The 20,851-nt window shown below is 53.2% G+C and carries 21 protein-coding genes and 3 tRNA genes; 6 read left to right on the top strand and 18 right to left on the bottom strand.

Annotated elements, in window-relative coordinates; genetic code table 11:
* Positions 1 to 40 precede the first annotated feature (40 nt).
* From V6940_RS12625 to V6940_RS12570, 12 genes are all read right to left on the bottom strand, one after another.
* The gene (locus V6940_RS12625) at positions 41 to 1,009 is read right to left on the bottom strand and encodes a Csu type fimbrial protein (RefSeq protein ID WP_333496092.1); all 969 of its coding nucleotides are present in this window, start codon (positions 1,007 to 1,009) and stop codon (positions 41 to 43) included.
* Positions 1,000 to 3,213, bottom strand: a complete 2,214-nt coding sequence (locus V6940_RS12620) for a fimbria/pilus outer membrane usher protein (RefSeq protein ID WP_333496091.1) — start codon at positions 3,211 to 3,213, stop codon at positions 1,000 to 1,002. The genes V6940_RS12625 and V6940_RS12620 overlap by 10 nt, the downstream gene beginning before the upstream one ends.
* A complete protein-coding gene (locus tag V6940_RS12615) occupies positions 3,197 to 3,952 on the bottom strand; it encodes a fimbrial biogenesis chaperone (protein ID WP_333496090.1) in 756 nt (251 codons plus the stop codon). Before V6940_RS12615 ends, V6940_RS12620 begins: the two co-directional genes overlap by 17 nt.
* Positions 3,953 to 3,954: 2 nt before the next feature.
* Positions 3,955 to 4,449: a Csu type fimbrial protein gene (locus V6940_RS12610; RefSeq protein ID WP_333496089.1), complete on the bottom strand. Its 495-nt coding sequence runs from the start codon at positions 4,447 to 4,449 to the stop codon at positions 3,955 to 3,957.
* Between the two features lie 229 nt (positions 4,450 to 4,678).
* Entirely contained in the window at positions 4,679 to 5,215 is a 537-nt protein-coding gene (locus V6940_RS12605) for a helix-turn-helix transcriptional regulator (RefSeq protein ID WP_185668226.1), read from the bottom strand.
* Between the two features lie 2 nt (positions 5,216 to 5,217).
* Positions 5,218 to 5,853 carry an EAL domain-containing protein gene (locus tag V6940_RS12600; RefSeq protein WP_333496088.1) on the bottom strand — a complete coding sequence of 212 codons (636 nt, stop codon included), beginning with the start codon at positions 5,851 to 5,853 and terminating at the stop codon, positions 5,218 to 5,220.
* A 181-nt stretch (positions 5,854 to 6,034) separates the two neighbouring features.
* Positions 6,035 to 8,329, bottom strand: coding sequence for a phosphatidylglycerol--membrane-oligosaccharide glycerophosphotransferase (opgB, locus tag V6940_RS12595; protein WP_333496087.1), 2,295 nt, complete (start codon positions 8,327 to 8,329; stop codon positions 6,035 to 6,037).
* A gap of 185 nt (positions 8,330 to 8,514) precedes the next feature.
* Positions 8,515 to 9,006, bottom strand: a complete 492-nt coding sequence (locus V6940_RS12590) for a DUF2501 domain-containing protein (RefSeq protein WP_185668229.1) — start codon at positions 9,004 to 9,006, stop codon at positions 8,515 to 8,517.
* 69 nt (positions 9,007 to 9,075) lie between these two features.
* The gene (gene dnaC, locus V6940_RS12585) at positions 9,076 to 9,813 is read right to left on the bottom strand and encodes a DNA replication protein DnaC (protein ID WP_220440311.1); all 738 of its coding nucleotides are present in this window, start codon (positions 9,811 to 9,813) and stop codon (positions 9,076 to 9,078) included.
* Positions 9,814 to 9,815: 2 nt separating this feature from the next.
* On the bottom strand, positions 9,816 to 10,355 hold the full coding sequence (dnaT, locus tag V6940_RS12580; RefSeq protein ID WP_333496086.1) for a primosomal protein DnaT: 540 nt from the start codon (positions 10,353 to 10,355) through the stop codon (positions 9,816 to 9,818).
* A 114-nt stretch (positions 10,356 to 10,469) separates the two neighbouring features.
* Positions 10,470 to 10,943 (bottom strand): threonine/serine exporter, encoded by a 474-nt coding sequence (locus V6940_RS12575; RefSeq protein WP_185668232.1) that lies wholly within the window; start codon positions 10,941 to 10,943, stop codon positions 10,470 to 10,472.
* Positions 10,934 to 11,710, bottom strand: a complete 777-nt coding sequence (locus V6940_RS12570) for a threonine/serine ThrE exporter family protein (RefSeq protein ID WP_185668233.1) — start codon at positions 11,708 to 11,710, stop codon at positions 10,934 to 10,936. Before V6940_RS12570 ends, V6940_RS12575 begins: the two co-directional genes overlap by 10 nt.
* A 278-nt stretch (positions 11,711 to 11,988) precedes the next feature.
* On the opposite strand from V6940_RS12570, the gene pobA reads away from it, so the two are divergent.
* From pobA to bglJ, 4 genes are all read left to right on the top strand, one after another.
* Entirely contained in the window at positions 11,989 to 13,173 is a 1,185-nt protein-coding gene (gene pobA, locus V6940_RS12565; RefSeq protein WP_333496085.1) for a 4-hydroxybenzoate 3-monooxygenase, read from the top strand.
* A gap of 3 nt (positions 13,174 to 13,176) precedes the next feature.
* Positions 13,177 to 14,076, top strand: a complete 900-nt coding sequence (locus V6940_RS12560) for a helix-turn-helix domain-containing protein (protein WP_442910816.1) — start codon at positions 13,177 to 13,179, stop codon at positions 14,074 to 14,076.
* A 286-nt stretch (positions 14,077 to 14,362) separates the two neighbouring features.
* Positions 14,363 to 15,088: a helix-turn-helix transcriptional regulator gene (locus V6940_RS12555; protein WP_333496084.1), complete on the top strand. Its 726-nt coding sequence runs from the start codon at positions 14,363 to 14,365 to the stop codon at positions 15,086 to 15,088.
* On the top strand, positions 15,049 to 15,723 hold the full coding sequence (gene bglJ / locus V6940_RS12550; protein ID WP_333496083.1) for a DNA-binding transcriptional activator BglJ: 675 nt from the start codon (positions 15,049 to 15,051) through the stop codon (positions 15,721 to 15,723). The genes V6940_RS12555 and bglJ overlap by 40 nt, the downstream gene beginning before the upstream one ends.
* Here bglJ and V6940_RS12545 read toward each other — a convergent pair.
* Positions 15,720 to 16,178: a YbaK/EbsC family protein gene (locus V6940_RS12545; protein WP_333496082.1), complete on the bottom strand. Its 459-nt coding sequence runs from the start codon at positions 16,176 to 16,178 to the stop codon at positions 15,720 to 15,722. The genes bglJ and V6940_RS12545 overlap by 4 nt on opposite strands.
* A 337-nt stretch (positions 16,179 to 16,515) precedes the next feature.
* Here V6940_RS12545 and V6940_RS12540 point away from each other — a divergent pair, with 337 nt between their 5' ends.
* Positions 16,516 to 17,859, top strand: coding sequence for a PTS sugar transporter subunit IIC (locus tag V6940_RS12540; protein ID WP_333496081.1), 1,344 nt, complete (start codon positions 16,516 to 16,518; stop codon positions 17,857 to 17,859).
* A 41-nt stretch (positions 17,860 to 17,900) separates the two neighbouring features.
* Here the strand turns inward: V6940_RS12540 and fhuF are convergent, their stop codons facing one another.
* Positions 17,901 to 18,689, bottom strand: a complete 789-nt coding sequence (gene fhuF / locus V6940_RS12535; RefSeq protein WP_333496080.1) for a siderophore-iron reductase FhuF — start codon at positions 18,687 to 18,689, stop codon at positions 17,901 to 17,903.
* Between the two features lie 101 nt (positions 18,690 to 18,790).
* Positions 18,791 to 19,855 carry a GGDEF domain-containing protein gene (locus V6940_RS12530; protein WP_333496079.1) on the bottom strand — a complete coding sequence of 355 codons (1,065 nt, stop codon included), beginning with the start codon at positions 19,853 to 19,855 and terminating at the stop codon, positions 18,791 to 18,793.
* A 229-nt stretch (positions 19,856 to 20,084) separates the two neighbouring features.
* Between V6940_RS12530 and V6940_RS12525 the strand changes: the two genes are divergently transcribed.
* Positions 20,085 to 20,324 (top strand): DUF1435 domain-containing protein, encoded by a 240-nt coding sequence (locus V6940_RS12525; RefSeq protein WP_333496078.1) that lies wholly within the window; start codon positions 20,085 to 20,087, stop codon positions 20,322 to 20,324.
* A 43-nt stretch (positions 20,325 to 20,367) separates the two neighbouring features.
* Here the strand turns inward: V6940_RS12525 and V6940_RS12520 are convergent.
* The 3 genes from V6940_RS12520 to V6940_RS12510 form a co-directional block, all read right to left on the bottom strand.
* A tRNA-Leu gene (locus tag V6940_RS12520) sits at positions 20,368 to 20,453 on the bottom strand.
* Between the two features lie 36 nt (positions 20,454 to 20,489).
* Positions 20,490 to 20,575 (bottom strand) — tRNA-Leu (locus tag V6940_RS12515).
* 27 nt (positions 20,576 to 20,602) lie between these two features.
* Positions 20,603 to 20,688, bottom strand: a tRNA-Leu gene (locus V6940_RS12510).
* Positions 20,689 to 20,851: the final 163 nt, after the last annotated feature.

Below are 20,851 nucleotides of genomic sequence, written 5' to 3'. Positions count from 1 at the left end.
ATTGTTATCGGTAACATTGATCCGACTCGCCCAAACCTGATTAATAAGTAAGCGTAATCACCACATCGTCACTAAACAAGCCGGTACCGGTGAGCGTCTGCGGAGGTACGGTGCCGTAAACGGTGAAGTTCTGTACGTTTCCGTCTTCGTGCGTGACCTCCAGCGTATTGCTGCCGATCTGTTCTCCCCAGGGGGTAGTGGCGGCAGCATCCTGCCACAGCGCATATTGCAGGCACTGATGCTTATCGTTACACAGCTGCCGCTGGCTGGCTGAGGCATTTTCACCGGCGCTGATGCCCAATGAATAATGCGTTCCAACCGGGCAACGAGAACGAATGGTGGCGGTCGAGGCGACCCGCGACATCAGCGATGTGCTGTTGACCGTACCAAAATCCAACGGCGTGACGCTCTGAATAAAACAACTGTCGGACAGCGTAGCGCTGGCGCTGGAGGAGTTGTCGATGGCTTCCCCTTCGTTCTCGCCATCCTGACAGTTGGGCAGCGACGCCGTAGACGTCGCACTGTTCCAGGTCAGCCTCAGCCCCATGGTGTAGTTAAAGTAGCTGCGTACAGGCAGGTTACTCTGCCCGGCCGGTATGGACGCCAGAAGGGGAAATGTCCCGCCAACAACCTGGTTTCCCCCCGCGGTGAGTGAGGTTTGCAGCGCGCGTCCTGATGCCTGTGAGGTCAGTTCCTGGCTGGTATCGAGGGCGCTATAGAGGCGAAACAGCATGGTGTATTGCTTACCTTCTTCATCACCGTTCGAGGTCATTTTAAACGGCGAGGTATCCAGGCTGCTCAGGCAGACCTTGAAGTAGCGGGTCTCGCCGTAGTCGGCGTAGCAGCTGAATTTTACGCTTGCCTGCGTCGAACTGCCGCTGCCGGTGACCAGCGTACCAAAGGCAGAGGTTTCCCCCTGGGTTATCCAGCAGTTCGAGGCGTGAGCCGGACGGCACAGGAGGCCCGCGCACAGCAGCAGGAGCAGAACGAGGGGGATTTTTAATGACACGGCAAGACTCCCAGATTGATGGTCGTTTCGCCCCTGGAGGCTGGCAGAGTCACTTCGCAGCGTCCTGAGGGGGTCTGTATCGCAAGCGTGCCGGGCATCGGCGGGTTTTCCAGCCAGATAAAGCCCTCGCGGCCAACGATAGACTGGCTATCGCCAAAGGTCACAAGGCTGCCGATAGGCAACGGTCTGTTCTGCCGATCGATAAGCTGTGCGCTGACTAAGCGTGAACGGTGTACCTGGAAATCAACTTTGACGGCTTCGCTCCGCCCTGGAGTGGCGTGCATTTCCGTGAGCGGTGTGACGACCTCTGGCGGCAAATTCAGCGGGTCGAGTGAAACTTTGCTGTTCTGGTAACGGGGCAGATCCGTTAGCAGCAGAAAGCCGTTGGTATCGGTTGTACCCGCGGGGCGGTTTTCCACCGCAATCGGAACGCCGCTAATGCCGTCGGTGGTGACCAGCGCAATGCCCTGACGGTTGTAGCGCAGCGCGTAGGGGTGTGAGTCCAGCAGAATGAAAGATCCTTCTCCGCTGAGATAGTGGCTGTTGCTTTGGTTATCGCGGTCCATCCCCGCATGCCACTCGCCGTACTGACTCAGATACCCCAGATCGGCGTGCTGTTGTCGGGTATTGCCGCTATTCTGGCTGAGCTGCCATGACCAGCCGCCGAGCTGATAATCTGGCTGATGGCGATAGTCTGCGCGCGTGGATTGATTGCCCATCTGCAGCGATACCGTATCGTTACGGCCTAGCGGGACGGACAGCATCAACTGAACGGTCTTATCCCCCGTGCTGAGCGCATGGGTAAACGCGAAGGTGGTTGAGATGCGGTTGCTGAACGATTTTGACCAACTGGCATTAAGGTAGCGGGCGCTGTCCTGGCGTACCCATCCCGCGCCGAGCGTTCCCCAGCCTGATAGCGCCTGGCTGATCCACACGTTGTCGGTGCGTCTGACCGGCAGGCTGCCGGAGAGCCGTGCGATATCCGTCCAGGCATCGCTGCTGCGGCTGGTACTGGCGGCGACGCCCAGACCCTGCCCGTTCCACTGATAGCCAAATCCCCACTTCACGCCATCCCCCGTCGGGCTTTGGCTACCGGCGATATGGCTGCTGACGATACCCAAAAGCGGTGAAACCAACCAGTCGCCCGATATGCCGAGGTTATGCGCATCCCGGTGCTGCTCGGTGTGGGTGCTGAGGGTCAGGCTGTTGTTGAGGCCATAGCGCCAGCCGGCATCCAGCATCGGAGAAGCGGCGTAATCGTTAGAGCGCTCGGCATAGCGCTGTCGCAGCCAGCCGATATCCAGCGAGCCGCTACTGACGCCCTGTGCCAGCATACTGGGAGCGCCGTATAAATCGAGCGTGACTTCACGGCGTTGACCGTTGATGTCGGTGATCACCACTTGTGCCTGACCGCTGCCAGAGAAGGTTGGAAGAGTGTTGAGCACGTAGTTGCCCGGTGTGACCTGCTGGTGGCTCTGCTGAAGCCCGTCGATATATAAATCGACCGTTGACGGTAATACCACGCTGTCGCTATAGGCCGTACGGGGGGCAGTATTGAGCTGCGGGTCGAGCTGAAAATTCCGCGCCAGATGCAGGCCACCAAAGCGCACCTGGCGACTCCAGTTCACGCCTGTCGTCACGTTATCACCCAGCGAAAGACTGGTGAGCGAGGCGGGCAAATCCAGCTGCCAGGTGGTCATCAGACGCGTGTTGGCCTCAGGCGTGGCGTTATCTCCGCGCTGAAAACGGCTGTTCATGCTGTTGCTAAGCTGACCCGGCAACCAGCCGGAGGTTTGCAGCTGGCTTTGTAAGCTCGTCTGTGTGAGCGTTGGCGTTTCGCTGGAGTAGAGTGAGTAATCCAGCGTGAGGTTGCCCATTTCATCGGCCTGAGGCAGGGCATCCGACGCAGGGTGAGGTGCATTTTCCAGATGCTGCACGTTGGCTAGTTTCCCTTCAGGCAGCGTGAGGGCAAGCTGTTGCTGCAGGCCGTCATAGCTGATCTGAATGCCCTGCACCGCCGCAAGGTTAACCCACGGTGCGGATGATTCTGGCATAGCGATACCCAACCGCGCCGCATCTTCCACGTTTATCCATAGCTCGCCGTTGTCGACGCGAACGGGCCACAGCCCGTCGTGAAGAGAACGGTTAACGGTGATGGAGAGATACTGCGTAGTTTCAGCGGGCGGCTCAGCGCGAAGCGGCATGGCTATTAACCACAGCAGCAGAATGCACGCTGAGCTGACTGGCTTGGGTGTGTTCATTCAGATAAGCGCGTAAGGAGGAGAGTAAATCGCGGTGAGTACGTTTAAACGGCAGCGAAAATTGCTTCCCCGCAAGCACATAGCCAGCCAGACCTGAGAGCGAATCGACCACCTGCCCATTACGAGCAATAGCCTGAACGTCGCTCAGGCGGACATGCGTATTGCCGTAGTTCTGGCACCAGATATTCCCATTTCCCTGCTGACAGGAGAGCTGCGTGGCTTCATCTTTTTGCGCGACATCCTCAGGTGCGATAAACAGCGGAATGGAGTAGCGCAGCAGGAAATGGACGCCGTTCTGGCCGTCGGCGCCGGGATGGGCACGGGGCAGTTCATCAACCAGCAGCCGGAAGCTCTGCTCCTGTGAATGGGGGGCAGGGTTGAGCACCACAATACGTACCAGCTGGCGCTGGCCGGGTGCCAGCGACGTTACCGCCGGGCTGCTGACAACCTCGTTCGTCAGCGTCATGACATCTTTCCCTGAGGATTGCGTCCAGTCGTAGATGCGGATTTGTGCATGAATGGGCTGGTCACCGGTATTGGTGAGGTACAGCGCGCCGGCACGCTGAGTGGCTGAGAGATTTAGCATCACCGGTGCCACCTGCAGGGTGGCGCAGTGCGCGTAGTGGGTAAACGCGAACAAAATAGCCAGCCAGCAAAGGGCAAAGAGAGAGAAACGACGCATGCTTAGTACACCAGATTCAAGGTGACATCATCGCTGTATAAACCAGCTTTGGCATTGGTCAGGGCACCTGCTTCAATAACACCAACGATGGTTTCCGATTGGGTCTGCCCGGTACCGGTCCCTTCAATCCCGCCGCTGGCATTTACCGGCGTTTTCTTGCTTTCATCGGCATACAGTTTATAGGCAATGTTCTGTGCCCCAAGACTGCTGTCTTCTGGCTTGAGCCAAAACGTACCGTCGCTTTCGCTATCGCTGCTGGCCGCGGAGAGATTAAACGGCGTACCGTTGGTACACAGCACGCTAAGCTGAGTAGAGGTATTAATTTCGCGGGATTCGTCAGAGCCGTGGCTGGCGAAGTTCAGATCGTTGGTCTGAAGCGTGCAGGACTTCAGTACTTCCAGCGAAACGTGCATGGTTGCCGTGGCAGAACTGTCTGCCAGTGCAGAGTGGGACATCAAGTAAAATAGGCTGAAAATGACGATAGGCATCCTTTTCATAGATAAGCTCCGGTAGATAAATTGACGCAGTCGTGGATTAAACGTATTCCTGGACGGTATTTGTGCAAATAGTAAATTTGGCTACCTCCTGAAGGATACTTTTATTCGCTAAATCTCAGCCTATTCCTAACAATGTAATTAAAATGTTCACTTCGCGTTTCTGGACTATTTCAATCAGGAAGCATGGCGGTAATATTTGGTGGGAAATGCTTATGATTTCTTTTGGTTATTAATGATAAAGTGAACTGTTATTTACAGTGCGAATTTTTCGGTGTAATTCCGCCAGCGTATTGCAGTGAAATTTCGCCATAGCATTGCGGCGATGGGTATAAATAGTCTTCGGCGATTTGTGCAGCATGTCGGCAATGGTCTTAGGTGAAAAACCCAATATTATCAATAAACAAACGTGAATTTCTGACTGTGTCAGCGGTGATTCTTTGCGTAAGGTTCGGCGAAATTCGGGCTTATTAAGCTGCTGGCCCAGTGCTCTGAGCGAGAGTTTATCGCTGAAAACGCAGGCGCGTTCCGGCGGCAGGAATTGTTGTACTTCCTGTACCCGGTTATGCTCAGTAATGACCAACCATTTTGCTTCTTTATCGTCGTGGAGAATGATCTCGCGTAATTGAAATACGCTCTCATCGTTATCTTTATTCAACCATTGAATAGCAGGATTTGGGCACACCATATAGGGAAGGGCGTGCTTTAGCCCCAGCCATAGGAAATAGTTTGTGCTCAGAATAGCGACCTGATATGGCGGATAGATCATGGCTATTTATTCCACAAAAAGCCCTGACCATAATTAGCGTGTGAATCACGGGCTAATTGGAAGTCAGCAAGGGTTTCAATACCTTCAACGAGGACCTCATCGGCTATTTTTTTGCACAGGTGGGCAAGTTTGAGAAAGGCATCTTTGCATTCACGACCGGTCCAGAACGCATGTTTATCAATTTTTGCGCCAGAGAAACGGTAATCCTGTTCCACGAGGCAAGGCAGAATGTCGTCATGGACGTCATCGGCCCAGACCGCGATACCCATTTCCCGCAGCGTAGCAATACGCGCACGCAGCCGCTGGCTATCGTCGGCCGAGAGCTGCGGAAGCTGCTCCAGGTCAGTGAGTTCAATGGCGATGTTTTCAATCGTGCCGAACTCACTACACAGGCGCTGCAAAAAATCAGGGGTGAGCAGGACCTCTGCATTGGCATTGAGGTAATACTTGCCGCAGGGCGGCGTACTTAGCACATGTGATAGCTGGGCAAAGAAAAGGGACAATCTGGCTTCCAGCGCCATATTGCTGAAAAAAAGCTCAAGGTTAATTTGCGCTGGTGCGGTGGAGAGGACTTCCCAGGCGACGATATTTTCATCATCTAAGAAGCGAATGGATTCGAATTTATACCCTGTGAGCATGATTACGCAGCAATGTTTACCAATAGTTTTTGTGTTGGTAAATGCTAGTCAAACTCAATTTTGCGGTATATTTATAAATACAAATAGTATTTATATGGTTATTAAGGCTGGTTTTTAATGATTATAAAGCTTTATATGCTTTCATAAGGGGTGGTGTACCCCCTATGAAAGCGTGCCGCGGTTAGCCCTCGGCGTCGATGACTTTTATTTCGACCATGCCAACCCCGAGTTGACGAGGCGAATGGCCGAGGATATTCCCTTCATTGGTTGACTGCGGGTCTGGCGGCACAATGACCAGCGTATTGGCGCTGGAGGGATTATCGAAGTGCAGCGTCGTGGTGGTGACTTCGTGGCCCAACGTCAGCGTTTGTTCGCTGTTGCCGACGCGAACTGGAATGGGCTTATCGGCGTTCGGGCCAAAAGCTTTGGCGGTAATGACCAAATCAAAGCGCTTCGGCAGCGGGTGCTGATACTCAATCTTCACCTCCTGACCTAGCTGGGCGTTGGACCAGCGTCCCCAGGATTCCGGGCGGGATATACCGCTGAAGGATTTCACCTCTTCCGGCGCGCCCGCCACGTTGAAGATAAAGCTGTCTGCTTTATAGCGAATATTGTTGTCGACGGTTTTGAGTGAGTCCACGTTGCCGTTGTAACGCACCATGTCGATCACCGTGTCTTTAAACTCGGTTTTGCCGTTCCACTGGGCTTTATCAACGTGCTGAACTTTCTGCTCGCCGCCAAGCTGTCCCTGGGACACGCACCAGTCGGTGGAGAGCGATAGATTTTGCGACCACAGCTGGCCCATCTTGTAGCAGCGATCCACCCAGACGAAGTTATCGCGCGGGGCGAAATCTGCCAACTGATAGCGCAGCGGTGCGGAGTATTCGCTTTCCGGTAGCGGTTCAACGCGATTATCAGAGACGCGCAGCAGCAGCGGCAGACGGAAATGGCTGCCGGAGAAGGCGATCATGTTTTTCTGGGTATCGATAGAGAAACTTTTGATCTCTTTCGGGAAGTTCCACAGACGAATAACGTCCGGTTTCCAGGCCAGCACCTTCTCCTTCATATTGAGGAACACTTCCGAGAGCGACTGGCCAGACAGGCTGCTACGGCCAAGGCCGATAAAGTTATCCCCGCCGAGCAGATCCAGCACCGTTGCGCCGTTATCCATGGTGTTACGTTTTACCGCCACCACGTCCTGCTCGTCCGGCTGGTCGCCGCGAATCACAAAGAACAGGTTGCTGCGATCCTGCTTGTTGAGGTAGTCCCAGGCGGTGTTTTTCATCGCCAGATGGTCTGAAGAGACGACGATAATGGTGTTCTTAAAATACGGTGATGCTTTGATCTTATTGATAAATTCCGCGATGTTTTCCTGGCTACAGGTCACTGCGCTGAACGATTGGTTAGCTTTGCCGCCGATCTCATACTTTTTGCGGTTGCAGGTGCGTGAGATAAAGCCGTCTGGGTGGTGGGTATCTACGGTCAGGGTAAACAGCGAGAAGCGCTTGCCTTCGCGGGACAGCGACTCGAATTTCTTCCACGCTTCATCCAGCACGGTGTCGTCGTAGTAGCCCCAATCGTTTTTGTAGCTCGGATCGGCGACGGTGGTTTTCAGCTCTTCTGCACCGTAGAGATAGTCGAAGCCATGCGATTTCAGGAACACGTCTTTCCCGGCAAAGCGCAGGTTGGCGCCCTGTACGAAATAGTTTTCATAGCCCGAGTTTTTCAGGATATCGCCAAGGCAGATGTTCTGCGGGAAGAAGCTCGACAGTGAGGCGGAGGCGTTACCTTCAAACGGCGCGAAGAGCGGAATGCCGCACTGCGAAGCGACCATACCGGCGATGGTGTAGTCGGTACCAGGCAGCTGCATGGTGTGGCTAAAATCGATCCCCTCGTTTTTCAGCGAGCCCAGTTCTGGCGTCAGGTTCGGGAAGGCCTGGTCGTCAAAATAGGTGCGCTCCAGGCTTTCGCCATAGATATAAACGAGGTTCATTTTCGGGTTCGGGATCGTCTTCGACGGTTCTTTGTAGTAAGCCGCGAAGTCGGGATCCCCATCGCGGGACTGCGATTTTACCAGCTCGCTAATCTGGCGAAACGCCGGGCTGGCGTCCACGGAGCCCACGGCCAGCGCTAACGCAACCAGGCTGTAGCCGAAGTGATGAGGATGGTGACGGCGGCGGCGCAGCACCCAGCCCAGCGCGCCAAAGACGGCTACCAGCCCGACGACGAGGCCGATGCCCGGCAGAATATATTTGCCCACGCCGGCACCCGTCAGGCTGTTGGTCAGCGTGTAGAGCACGGCATCGTTGATCCCATCGCCGGTGAAGTAGTCGCTTGCGTACAGAGTGATATTCAGGACCACAAACAGGCCCAGTACCGTTAGGGTGGCAGCAAACCACCATTTGTTACGCCCCGCTTTCCAGGCATAGATAGCGATGGAAGCGAGAAAAAGCACGAGGGATAACAGCTCTGACACTACACGTCCTCAACAGCGCCAGGGTCTCTGGCTGAACAGAAGTTAACTTCACAATGTAATTGTGTCGTCATCTGTCTGCAATTCTATCGTAGCGAAAGTGTGCTGTTATTCGGAATTGGTTTAGAAATGGATGTTTTTTGAGCGGAATATGTGCGGCGAGCAGGGTGCTCGCCGCAGGAATAGCATCAGGAAATGTAGTTAACGCCTTGTTTTAATACGAAATCACAGGCTTTTGCTTTCACTTTCTTGCCCAGTTCAGTGTTGCCCAGGCTATCGAGATCGAGTTTTTGGCCATCTTTCGCGTTCAGCAGGCCCTGAATACCTTCCATATAGCCGGTATCCTGTTTCTGTTCTGCCTGCGTGTTGAGACCCAGTTTATCCAGCACCTGGTTTTTCACGTTGTCGACGTTGGTGACGGAGGCCAGCTTCTCTTTCGCGCAGTAGCCCAGGATCCCCGCCGCATTGTTCATGCTGCTGGAGCTCAGAGACTGGCTGCCGCCGTTAAGCAGGCTGGTGAGCGAAGAGAGAGACGTGCCGCCAGACTGCGACGAGCTGCTACCGCCGGTAAGCTGGGTAGCCGCGCTGCTCAGATCATTTAACGATACGGCGCCCGCAGCGGTAGACACAAACGCGCTGGCAATAATAACTCGGCAAAGCATCGATTTTACTGATTTCATGGGTGTACTCGTGTGTGCTATTAAAAAGTTGGCGTGATGAGTATACGCCTATCATTCACCGGATTTATCTTAATACTCTTTGCCGGTAACGCGGCTGCGATAACTTTCCCAGTTGAAAATCACCCATAGGCTATTACCGAGGCGCATACGGTCCATCACGCGCTCGCCCAGCATCTTATTCATTTCATCAAGATTGCTGTTGGTGAGCATGCCGGTCGGGCGTTTGGATGAAGAACGGCGATCGACAATCTGATTGATGATCACTTTTTCATAGCGTGATTCGGTCTGCATGCCGATCTCATCGATCACTAACAGATCGACGTTGCTGAGATCGCTCAACAGCTGCTCTTCACTGGTTTCCCGATTACCGAAGGTCTCTTTCATGGCGGACATAATATCGGCCACGGTAATGATCAGCACCGATTTGCCCCGCAGCAGCAACTCGTTGCAGATGGCGGCGGCGAGATGGTTTTTCCCGGTGCCCGGCTTGCCGGAGAAGATAAAACTCGCGATGTTGCCATCGAACTCCTCTACGTACTGCCTCGCTTTCGCCAGTGCGTTCATCTGACCTTCGTTTTCAACGCGGTAGTTTTCAAACGAACAGTTTTGATGCAGCGGACGAATACCGGAGCGGTTAAAGGTGCGCTGCATTTTCATAGCGCGATTCTCACGCGCCAGCGCGGCGGCGCGGATCTCGCCCTGTTCCTTCTGCCAGGCCAATAGCTCTTCGCCGGTTTTAAATGCCGGTTCGATATGCGCCGGCATCATTTTCTGCAGGCGCTTCATTAATTCACCAACGTCTTTCATGCTCAACCTCTGAAACCAGGTGGAATATGACTGTCAGGCTCGCTGACGGTGTTGATATCGCGGCGCGTCTGGCCGTTATTGTTGGCCCGGCCCATCTGTACGCTGCGCGCCAGCTTTTGCTGCCACTGTACATGATGGAACACTTTCCCCTCCGCCTGCCAGTAAGCGACGAAAGAGGCCAGCTCTTCCGGCGTAACGGGCTCGCTTAATGCAATACCCCACAGCGCGGAAAGGCGCAGGAACTCGGCGTCAGGCTGCCAGCCCGCATACATGGCAAATTTGCCCATGGGGATGGCGATAGGTGCCGGGGTTGGCTCCTCAAAAAATTGAGCATCCAGCGTCACGTCGCTACCCGGTCGGGACAGCTTTTCTTCCAGCGCCAGGAGTTGCGCCAGACGTTCTTGCGTAATGGCATAGAACGCGGGCTGATTATTGGCAAACACGGCGAGCGCGCCGCCCTGTGTTTGCGCAAGAATCGCAGCAGGCTCGGCGACGAAAGCGTCAATACCGATCACGTTAGGCGTTAAAATACGAGAAGACATAACACTATCTCAATACTGAAAAAACAACGGGAAGGGGGCGGAAGCACCGCCGTATATAGTGCACATAGTAGCACAAGCTATGGGATGGGCGGCACTCCCCGTACCGCCGATGCTTCACACTCTTGGGCGTTTGCGATAGAGCCACAGGCCTGGAATCGACAGCCCGATAGAGAGTGCGCCGACGATAGACGACGCCTTCAGGAAATTACTCAGCAACATGATCATCAGCTCTTCGGAGTAGCCGAAGTGGCTGATTTTGACCGCAGAAATCATCGCCGTGTACGCCGAAATACCGGGGAACATTGGAATGACGGCGGCTACGGTGAAGATCTTAGGGTGCGCCAGATACCAGCGCGACCACTGGATGCCGATGCTGCCGACCAGCAGCGCCGCCAGGAAGGTGGCCCATTCGATATTAAACCCGGCGGTCATCATGGCGAATCGTGAGGTATGGCCGATCGCCCCCAGCAGCGCACACCAGGGCAGCGCGCGTTGCGGGACGTTAAAGACCATGGCGAACCCGACGGCGGGAATCGCCGACAGTACGGCGTCCTGCGCCAGTAAAAACAGAAAATGCATCACACCCATCCGCGCAGCCCCCATAACGTCATCGCCATCACTACGCCGACGCAGGTCGCCAGCGTCAGCAGGCTGGCAATTGCCCAGCGCGCCAGACCGGTGTTGATATGGCCTTTGAACATGTCGGCAACTGCGTTAATCAACGGGAAGCCGGGCACCAGCAACAGCACGCTGGCTGCCATCGCCACCGTTGAGGTCTGATGAAAGGCGGGTAGTTGCAGCATCAGGCCGGAAACGGTGGTGGCGACAAAGGCGGTCAGGCCGAAGTTAATCTGTGGGTGCATTGAGCGGTGGGTCAGCACCTGGCGGATGTACATGGCGATAGCGCTGGCGCAGAAGGTGATGAGCGCACCGTCCCAACCGCCGTTGTTGAGCTTGCAGAAACAGGCACAGGAGAGGCCCACCATCAGCACAACCAGCCAGCGCGGGTAACGCAGCGGTTTAATCTGCGTGAAGCGCTTGCCGACGTCTTTATAGTCCAGCAATTTATGCTCGGCCATGATGACAATGTGCTGCACCTCTGTGACCACGTGCATGTTAATACCGCGATCGCTATTTTTACGCGTTGAGGTCAGGCACTGCCCGTCTTTAATGGTGGTCAGCACAATCGCGTTTGACGAGATCGCGCTTTCGACGCTGTCCATCCCCAGCGCGCGTCCCAGACGCGTTGATAGCTCCTCAACCAGGGCGCTCTCCGCCCCATGCTGGAGTAAAAAAAGACCGCACTGAATACAAAGCCGTGTGACGATGCGTTGTTCTGACTGATCTACTTCCATAATGATCCTGGTATCGAGAACGCCGATGTAATGACCTACTTTTACCCGAAGAGCGCGGGGAAGCAATCCGGCCAGGATCAAACAATGTGCAAAAATTCGGCGGCCCGCCGCTTTTGTTGAAGAGTTGATGCTGCCCACACTTTTGCAAAACTGTTCGAAAGTGCAATTTTTGAACGGATTCTGACCTTCTTTTTCCCCTCTGACTTATCAAAAATGCATTCTGAAACTTTATTGATACACAAAACAAACAAATAATTAACCAGAGGTCGAGGTCACCCATGAACACGCAAGTTGCCATTATCGGCGCCGGACCTTCCGGGCTGCTGTTAGGCCAGTTGTTGCATAATGCGGGCATTAAAACCGTGATCCTGGAGCGTCAGACCCCGGAGTATGTACTGGGGCGTATTCGCGCCGGGATCCTCGAAAACGGTACCGTCGAACTGCTGCGTGAAGCGGGTGTCGCTCGCCGTATGGAGGCGGAAGGGTTGGTTCACCACGGCGTGGAGTTCCTGTTTGCCGACCGGCGTATTCCCGTTCCACTGAGTGAATTGACCGGCGGAAAGAGCGTGATGGTTTATGGCCAGACCGAGGTGATGCGTGATTTGATGGAAGCGCGGCAGGCCAGCGGAGCGCAGACCATTTATGGCGTTGAGCAGGTTGAATTGCACGACCTGAAAAGTGATAAGCCTTCCGTCACCTTTATGAAAAATGGCGAACGCTGCCGCCTGGAATGTGAGTTTGTCGCCGGCTGTGATGGCTTCCACGGCGTTTCTCGTCAGAGCATTCCTCGCGATATTCTGCGTGAGTATGAAAGCATCTGGCCGTTCGGCTGGCTGGGGTTGCTCTCTGACACGCCGCCGGTCAACCCGGAACTAATTTACGCGCATCATGAGCGTGGGTTTGTATTGTGTAGTCAGCGCTCACTAACTAGAAGCCGCTACTATCTGCAGGTTCCGTTGACCGACAGCGTTGAACAATGGTCTGACGAACGCTTCTGGGGTGAGCTGAAGCGCCGCTTGCCGTACGAACTGAGCCAAAAGTTAGTGACTGGTCACTCACTTGAGAAGAGCATCGCGCCGCTGCGTAGCTATGTGGTGGAGCCGATGCAGTACGGGCGGATGTTCCTGGTTGGCGATGCCGCACACATTGTGCCGCCAACCGGGGCCAAAGGGCTGAACCTGGCCGTTTCGGATGTGAATTATTTGTGGCGTATTCTGCGGCAGTATTACCAGAATGGACGTGCCGACCTGCTGAGCCGTTATTCACAGCTGGCGCTGAACCGGGTCTGGAAAGGCGAACGCTTTAGCTGGTTTATGACCCATCTGCTGCATGATTTTCAGGACCAGAGTCCGTTTGCCAGAAAGATGCAGGAGGCCGATCGCCAGTACTATCTCAGCTCGCAAGCGGGCCTGACGACGATTGCTGAAAACTACGTGGGGCTGCCTTATGAAACGGTGGAGTAGACGATGAAAAGAGCGGGTGTCGAAGCGAATATACCGGAGGTGGTGCCGGTATTTAAGCTCTATGGCGAGTATATGGGCTGGCCGACACCCGACCTGCTGCACTGTGAATCGATCCATAAACGGAGCAGTCTCTACGAATGGCATATTCGGGTTCACCAGCATGCCGAGCTGGTGCAACTGCTTTATTTGCACAAAGGACAGGCTGAAATAGAAATAGAGGGACAACGCCTGGTGGTGAACGAATCTTCTATTCAGGTCGTTCCCGCGCTCTGCGTTCATGGCTTTCATTTTTCGCCGGGGACGCAAGGCTACGTGCTCTCGCTTGCGCTGCCGTTGTTAAGTCGTCTGGAGACGCAGTTTGGGCAACCGCTGGATATATTGAGCCAGCCCGTCTGTGTTCCGGTCAAACGCTCTGGCCACCATATCCGTACCCTATTTGCTACGCTGCTGGAAGAGTACATTCAGGATCACGACGCGCGGGAGATGATGCTCTATTCGTTGCTAAGCGCGCTGCTGGTGTGGCTCAATCGTCAGGGCAAGGCGGGAGGTGCGGTGAAGGATAACAGCGAGCGGAAACGCAGCGTGCTGCGCCAGTTTAGCCGGTTGATTGAGAGCCACTACCGCGAGCATTTATCGTTGGCCGACTATGCGCAAAAGCTCCGGATTTCTACCACCCATTTGAACTGCTTGTGCCGTGAATATCACGGAACCAGTGCATTGAACGTTTTACATCAGCGACTGCTGCTTGAAGCAAAGCGCAGCCTGCAGTACACCAGCATGACCATCACGCAGGTTTCTGATTATCTGGGATTTAGTGACGTGACCTATTTTTCGCGTTTCTTCCGCAAGCGGGAAGGGGTGACGCCCAAAGAATTCAAAATGAAAATGGAACTATCTAAGTAGGCTATTTTGTAAATGTTTAATTTTGCTTATTGAGGCTTTAATATTTTCTAAGCAACCTCTTTTACATTGATATGCCATACTGTCGTAGTTAGTCCTGCTAACCAGATGAAATCATCTCATAGGTAAAGTCATACAGCGGTCAGGTTTATTTGATAATTAACCGGAGAGCATTATGCCGCTATTAAAGGGAAATAGAAATGGATGGGTTCATTTCCTGCGAATACGCTTATTTGATTAAATAAAAACATATTCAGGAAACGAATCTTCGAAAGGATACGGAGGTTATATGACGCCAGAGTACTGCAAGTTCGCAGTGATTATCAGCAAAATACCGGTTATGCAGTCTGGGCTGAATTCCATTATGCGAATGCACTTCCCGAATTACGAGCTTAATTTTTGCCAGTCTCTCGAGCAGCTAACGCTGCTTCAACTTCGCCGAACTGATGTGGTTATCGTTGATTTATCCGGCGATATTGGTAACCCGCGTGCGCTCTGTGAGCAATACTATACGCTGCTATCGCAATATCGTGATATTCACTGGGTATTTATGATTAGCCGCCAGTATTACGCATTAGCCGTTGAATTTTTAATGCGTCCGGAAAGCACGCTGCTTTCAGACTCTGACTCCGTTGAGCGGGTGGTAAAAGCTATTCAACAGGAAAATGTTAGCACGGATAACGTGAGTGAAATGCTGCTTGCGCTGCAGCATGATGCGGACGCTGATGATGATAATCAGCGACTCATTATACTGACGCTGTCCGAGCGGAAAGTACTGCGACTGCTGGCAAAAGGATGGGGGATTAACCAAATCGCCGCGTTGCTGAAAAAGAGTAATAAAACCATTAGCGCGCAAAAAAATAGTGCAATGCGCCGCCTGTCTCTGCGCAGTAATGCGGAAATGTATGCCTGGCTCAACAGCAATCAGGGAATGAAGGAACTCAATCTCTATTCAGCCTACGGGGAGCAAGTCGAATGGAAAAATGCGGCAGGAAGCAGCGCATCGCTATCATAGAGCATTGTAATGTGACGGCGGTAGGGCTACGTCATCTACTGATGAGTGCTCGCGGCAGGCATTTTACTTTCCATTTTTTTCGCAACATTGCTGAATATAAGCTGGCGGTCAGGCAGGGGCCGTTTGATGGGGTCATGTATTGTCTCTCTGGCACACGTGAACTTCGTATTGAATGCCTGTTAGCGATGGGGGAGATTGCCAGCCATCATCCTGAGGTGATGCGTACCATTCTGGCTAACGATAAAGATGAAGCCGCACTGATTCGGCACCTATCGCCAACCTATATTCACGGCGTGCTCAGTAAATCCGAAACCTTGAGCGATCTGCGGCATAGCGTATTTGCGCTGCTGGAAGAGGCGATAGAGGTTCGTGAGGCGATGGAGGATTCAGCTGCCCAGCGAGAAAATCGTTTTCTCAGCCCGACTGAGAATCTGATCCTGCGCTATATGACCTACGGCTATTCGCTGATGGATATTTCTCAGCAGCTGGGGCGGAATATCAAAACCATTCGCGCACATAAATTTAATGCGATGACGAAGCTGGGGGTCAATTCCGATATTGAACTACTGAGCGCCGCCGACCTGCTGGTGTCGTTAAACGATATGGATGATGCCAGCACTTCGCCCATCTGTTAAAGGCAGACATCCACCCATGTGGCAGCGGTAAGGCTAGCCATTCGCTCTGGCGAAATGCGTACCGCGCTGTGTATGGCTCCTGCGGCAGGAAGAACTTCCTCGTATTGCTGCAGCGAGACATCACAGTACACTGCCAGCGGATTCTCCAGCCCAAACGGGCAGACACCGCCGACTGGATGGCCGGTGAGCACCACGACTTCATCACTGCTTAGCATGCGAGCCTTCGCGCCAAAAGTCTCTTTCAACTTTTTATTGTCCAGACGAGCATCTCCTTTCGCAACCACCAGAATGACGCGGTCTTTTACCTTCAGCGAGAGCGTTTTGGCAATTTGTCCGGGTTCAACGCGGTGTGCGGCGGCGGCAAGCGCAACGGTCGCGGTACTTTGCTCAAGCTCGATGATGCTGATGTCGGGCGCGTGCTCGGCAAAGAATTCCTTTACGGACTGTAGGCTCATGGTTCTCTCCTGATAATTCGGCGAATCACTCTGTCATAAAGCTACCTGGGTTGTAAATAAAGCGGCTAAGTTGTGCAAAAATTGTTTGTTTTTTGGATCTCCTTCACAATCAGTGCAACCGGTTACTGTAACCGGTTGCGGTTATTCATCAGGCGATTGATACTGCGGGGGTAACTTCCTTTGTATCTATAATAAGAGCCGTGTATGAACTGTATCGGTATGAACATCATTGCAGGTCGCAGACCCGTAACACCTGATGCTTCAATGTACGCCCAGTTGCATGTCGGCAAAATCGTTGTTGCTGTGTTGACGTCTAAAGCCTGTCAGGAGGGCTGTTATGTCTGCTAATCACGCTGCATTTAATCTGATATTCCGCTTTGTAGAAAACTACGTTAGTCCGGTTGCGGGACGAATTTCCTCTCAGCGTCACGTTATGGCGATTCGTGATGGTTTTATCTCTGCAATGCCTTTTATGATTGTAGGATCGTTTTTACTGGTATTCGCCTATCCGCCGTTTTCTCCCGATACCACCTGGGGATTTGCCCGCGCGTGGTTAGATCTTGCTAAGCAGTTTGAAGGTCGTATTCTGACGCCGTTTGATATGACGATGGGCATTATGTCGATCTATATCTGCGCGGCTATCTCCTATAACCTCGGTAAACACTACGAAAAGAGCAACCAGCTCGATCCGTTCATGTGTTCGATGCTCTCCATCATGGCGTTCCTGCTGGTTGCCGCACCAAAAACCAGCGGCCATCTGCCGGTTGATAGCCTGGGGGGAACCGGGATCTTTACCGCGATCCTCGTTGCTGTTTACTGCGTGGAGATGATGCGTTTCCTGAAAATCCGCAACATCGGGATCCGTCTGCCGGATCAGGTGCCGCCGATGATCAAAAACTCCTTCGACCTGCTGATTCCAGTGCTGGTGGTGGTGTTAACGCTCTATCCGCTGAGTCTGTTTATTCAAAGCCAGTTCGACATGCTGATCCCTCAGGCCATCATGTCCGTGTTCAAACCGCTGGTTTCCGCTGCTGACTCCTTACCGGCGATTCTGCTGGCCGTACTGATTGGTCACCTGCTGTGGTTTGCAGGGATCCACGGGGCGGCGATTGTCTCCGGTATGCTGCAGATGTTCTGGCTGACTAACCTTGGCCTGAACCAGACTGCTCTGGCGCAGGGCGCGCCGCTGCCGCACATCTTTATGGAAGCGTTCTGGACCTTCTTCATCGTGGTCGGGGGCTCCGGTGCAACGATGGGGCTGGTGTTCTGCTATCTGCGTAGCCGTTCAGCACACCTGCGCTCTATCGGGCGTCTGAGCGTGGTGCCGAGCCTGTTCAACATTAACGAACCGGTTATCTTCGGTACCCCAATCGTGATGAACCCGGTGTTCTTCATTCCGTTCCTGCTGGCACCGATGGTCAACGCGATTCTGGCGTGGGCGGCGATGAAGCTGGATCTGATTGGTCGCGTGATTTCTGTCGTACCGTGGACGGCACCGGCACCTATTGGCGGCGCATGGGCTTTAGGCTGGGACTTCCGCGCGGCGATTCTGGTGGTACTGTTGGCCTGCGTTTCCGCAGTTATCTACTATCCGTTCTTCAAAGTGTATGAAAAACAGTTGTTAGAGCAGGAAAACGAAGAAGCGCAGCGTGCGGCTGAAGAGAGCCAGCAGGCAGCGTAAAAGAAAAGCAGCAAAAAATAACGGGGCGAAAGCCCCGTTGTTTATTTCAGCGTACAGTCGCCACACTGTTTAACGTCGGGCAAGCGGTAACGCTGGCAGCAGGTGCGACGTACCAACAGGCCATCACGTAATACCACAGTACGCCATAACGGATTATCCTGGCCATCGGCCAGCGTGCTGGTAAAGAAACAGCGCTGGCGCAGCAGGTTCACCTGCTCTTCACCCAGCAGCGTTTTCATTTCGCCGAGATACCAGTTAATCAGATAGCCGGTATTACTCCAGATGAGTTTGCCGTTAATCTCACCCGTCGCTTCCAACGCCTGCACAACTGGCATAAGCGCCTGGCTCACCAGATTGTCCATGCGTTCGATGGCTGGCTTCTGGCTGGCGCGAACATCAGCGTGTACGTCGATCCAGAAGCAGGCCGCACGGCCGGTTTCGTGGAATTCCACGTGGAAATGGTCAGGGCTTAGCGAGATAGCGGATTCTTCAGTCAGCAGCGCGAGCATCAACGGTGGCACCAGCAGGCCGATATACCATTGTGCCCAAAGGGAAAGCAGAGGTTTATTTTCTCGCGCCAGGGTCGGTTGATTGCGGTAGATATGATCGGAATAGACGGCCAGCAGGGAGCTGAGCTCCGTCGGTTTCGCCCATTCGCTGAGGGTTCTGGCACAATCCGGGGCCGTTTCGCCCAGACGAAACATGTCCAGCAGGTGCGGACGCAGCTCGGCTATTTTGGCGCGCACTGACTCTGCGAATGCCTGTTCCTGTGAGGGAATCGGCGTGCGCCAGATAAGGTCATCTGCGATCGGTGCGGAACGGTAAGCCATAACGTTGCTGGATTCGAATCTAAATGATAATGATTAGCAATCCTAGCTATAGATAAAAGCGAGCGCAAGAAGTTTGTCTCCTGCGCTCGTGTTTTGTGAACCTAGACGGCGGGAGCCTGCTCGTAGGTCAGGATGTTATTGCGCCCCATGTTTTTCGCTTCATACAGCGCTTTATCTGCGCGCTGCATGGCCTGGTCAATGTTGTTATCCTCCAGCGGGGCTACGCCGATGCTGATGGTCACATGGGTTGCCACGCTAGAGTTGAACATATGCGGAATTTTGAGATCGTATACGTGTTGGCGAATACGCTCGGCGGTCTGCATCGCGGCCTCAATGTTGCAGTGCGGTAGCACGACCATAAACTCCTCACCGCCAAAGCGCGTCACAATATCCCGGGAACGCACGGCGTTTCTAATCGCTGCCGAAACGCGCATCAGAGCCTGATCGCCCATCATATGGCCGTAGTGGTCGTTGTAGGCCTTGAAGTGGTCAATATCCAGCAGTAGGACAGAGTGCTGCGCCTTGCCCACTGACATTAATGAATCCAGGCGGAACTGGAACCCACGGCGGTTGTAGAGCCCGGTCAGCGGGTCGAGCATGCTCAGACCGTTCAGCGTTTCGCGCTCTTCCAGTAGTTTATACATCAACCCCTGCGCGAACTTATCGTTACGCCGCTGGATCACGTGCTGAATAGCGATGCCAACTAACGGTAGCGCCATACAGTAGATCATTCTCCACCATTCCCCGGAAGGGCTGGTTATCAGGCACACAATAAAGGTCGGCATTGAATGGAGGGAAAAGGCGACAATATTATTGGAAAAGGCAATGGTGCCGACAAATAGTACGCTGAAAAGCGCCACCATCTGGAAATTGTCATTAGGTAAAGCGAGCACCAAAGTTTTACTTAAAATATGCCAGCCCCATAAGCAGCCGAATATAACTGAAACTATTAGTAGATTCAGTTTTATGCTGGTATATCGCCAGTTCCATACCAGCAGCACGCTGCTGCCCACCGCGATCAGCATTGCAGGTAGTGGAAAAATATTAACGTTATATATCGGGCTGAAGACAGACAGCGTCGATGAGACCAGATTCAGAAACAAAAATAGCCGGAACGTTAGCTGATATTTTTGCGCACGCAGGGTGCGCCAGGATTGTACTGTCATTGTTGGATGTTGTAGTCAGCCTTTAATATAAGTAAATGCATCAAAAACAAGAATAATTCATGAATGCAAAGCGCAAATTTTTTTTATTTAGACATGCTATTTTTTGTACAAGTTATCACCATACAATATACATGTCATTAATCATTATGAAACCTTAGCGCATGAGCAGACAATTGACAAAAAACAATATATGATATTGGTAATCATTATCATTTAGATGGGCTGATTCATGTTGCAACGAACGCTAGGCAGCGGCTGGGGTGTACTGATTTCGGGAAGTGCAATAGCCATATTGAGCACGATGGGGTTGTCGCTTGACGTCTGGCGCGGCGTTATCGTGTGCGGGTTGCTGCTGAGCTGCGCGATGATATGGCATCGTCGGTTACGTCACTTTGTGCTGCTACCGTCATGCATTGCGTTTGTTGGCGGTCTTGTGCTGATAACAATGAATATAAAGCTAATGGGATGACTATCAAAAATGGGGGGGAACTACCGGGAGAGAACGAGGAGTCTGGTGCGAGGGGGGGGACTCGAACCCCCACATCCTAAGGACACTAACACCTGAAGCTAGCGCGTCTACCAATTCCGCCACCTTCGCACAGATTATCTCATTTCTTTTGTTATATCGCTTCGTTGGTGCGAGGGGGGGGACTCGAACCCCCACATCCTAAGGACACTAACACCTGAAGCTAGCGCGTCTACCAATTCCGCCACCTTCGCACTCTGCGAACGATATAACGTGGTTTATGGTGCGAGGGGGGGGACTCGAACCCCCACATCCAAAGGACACTAACACCTGAAGCTAGCGCGTCTACCAATTCCGCCACCTTCGCATACCATTGACTCTTTATGAAAGAATCATTACCACGGGGGCGAATTCTAGAGATTTTACGCTGGGCGTCAATAGTTAATTATCGAACTCGGCGCGATTGCCGAAAAAAAAGGCGTTTCTTCGGTTATGGGGAGTTTATGTAGGCCGGATAAGCGATAGCGCCA

Source organism: Kluyvera sp. CHPC 1.251, assembly GCF_036759945.1.
GTDB lineage: Bacteria > Pseudomonadota > Gammaproteobacteria > Enterobacterales > Enterobacteriaceae > Kluyvera > Kluyvera sichuanensis.
Note: the sequence above shows the minus strand (reverse complement) of the source record. Positions and strands in the feature narration are given on the sequence as shown.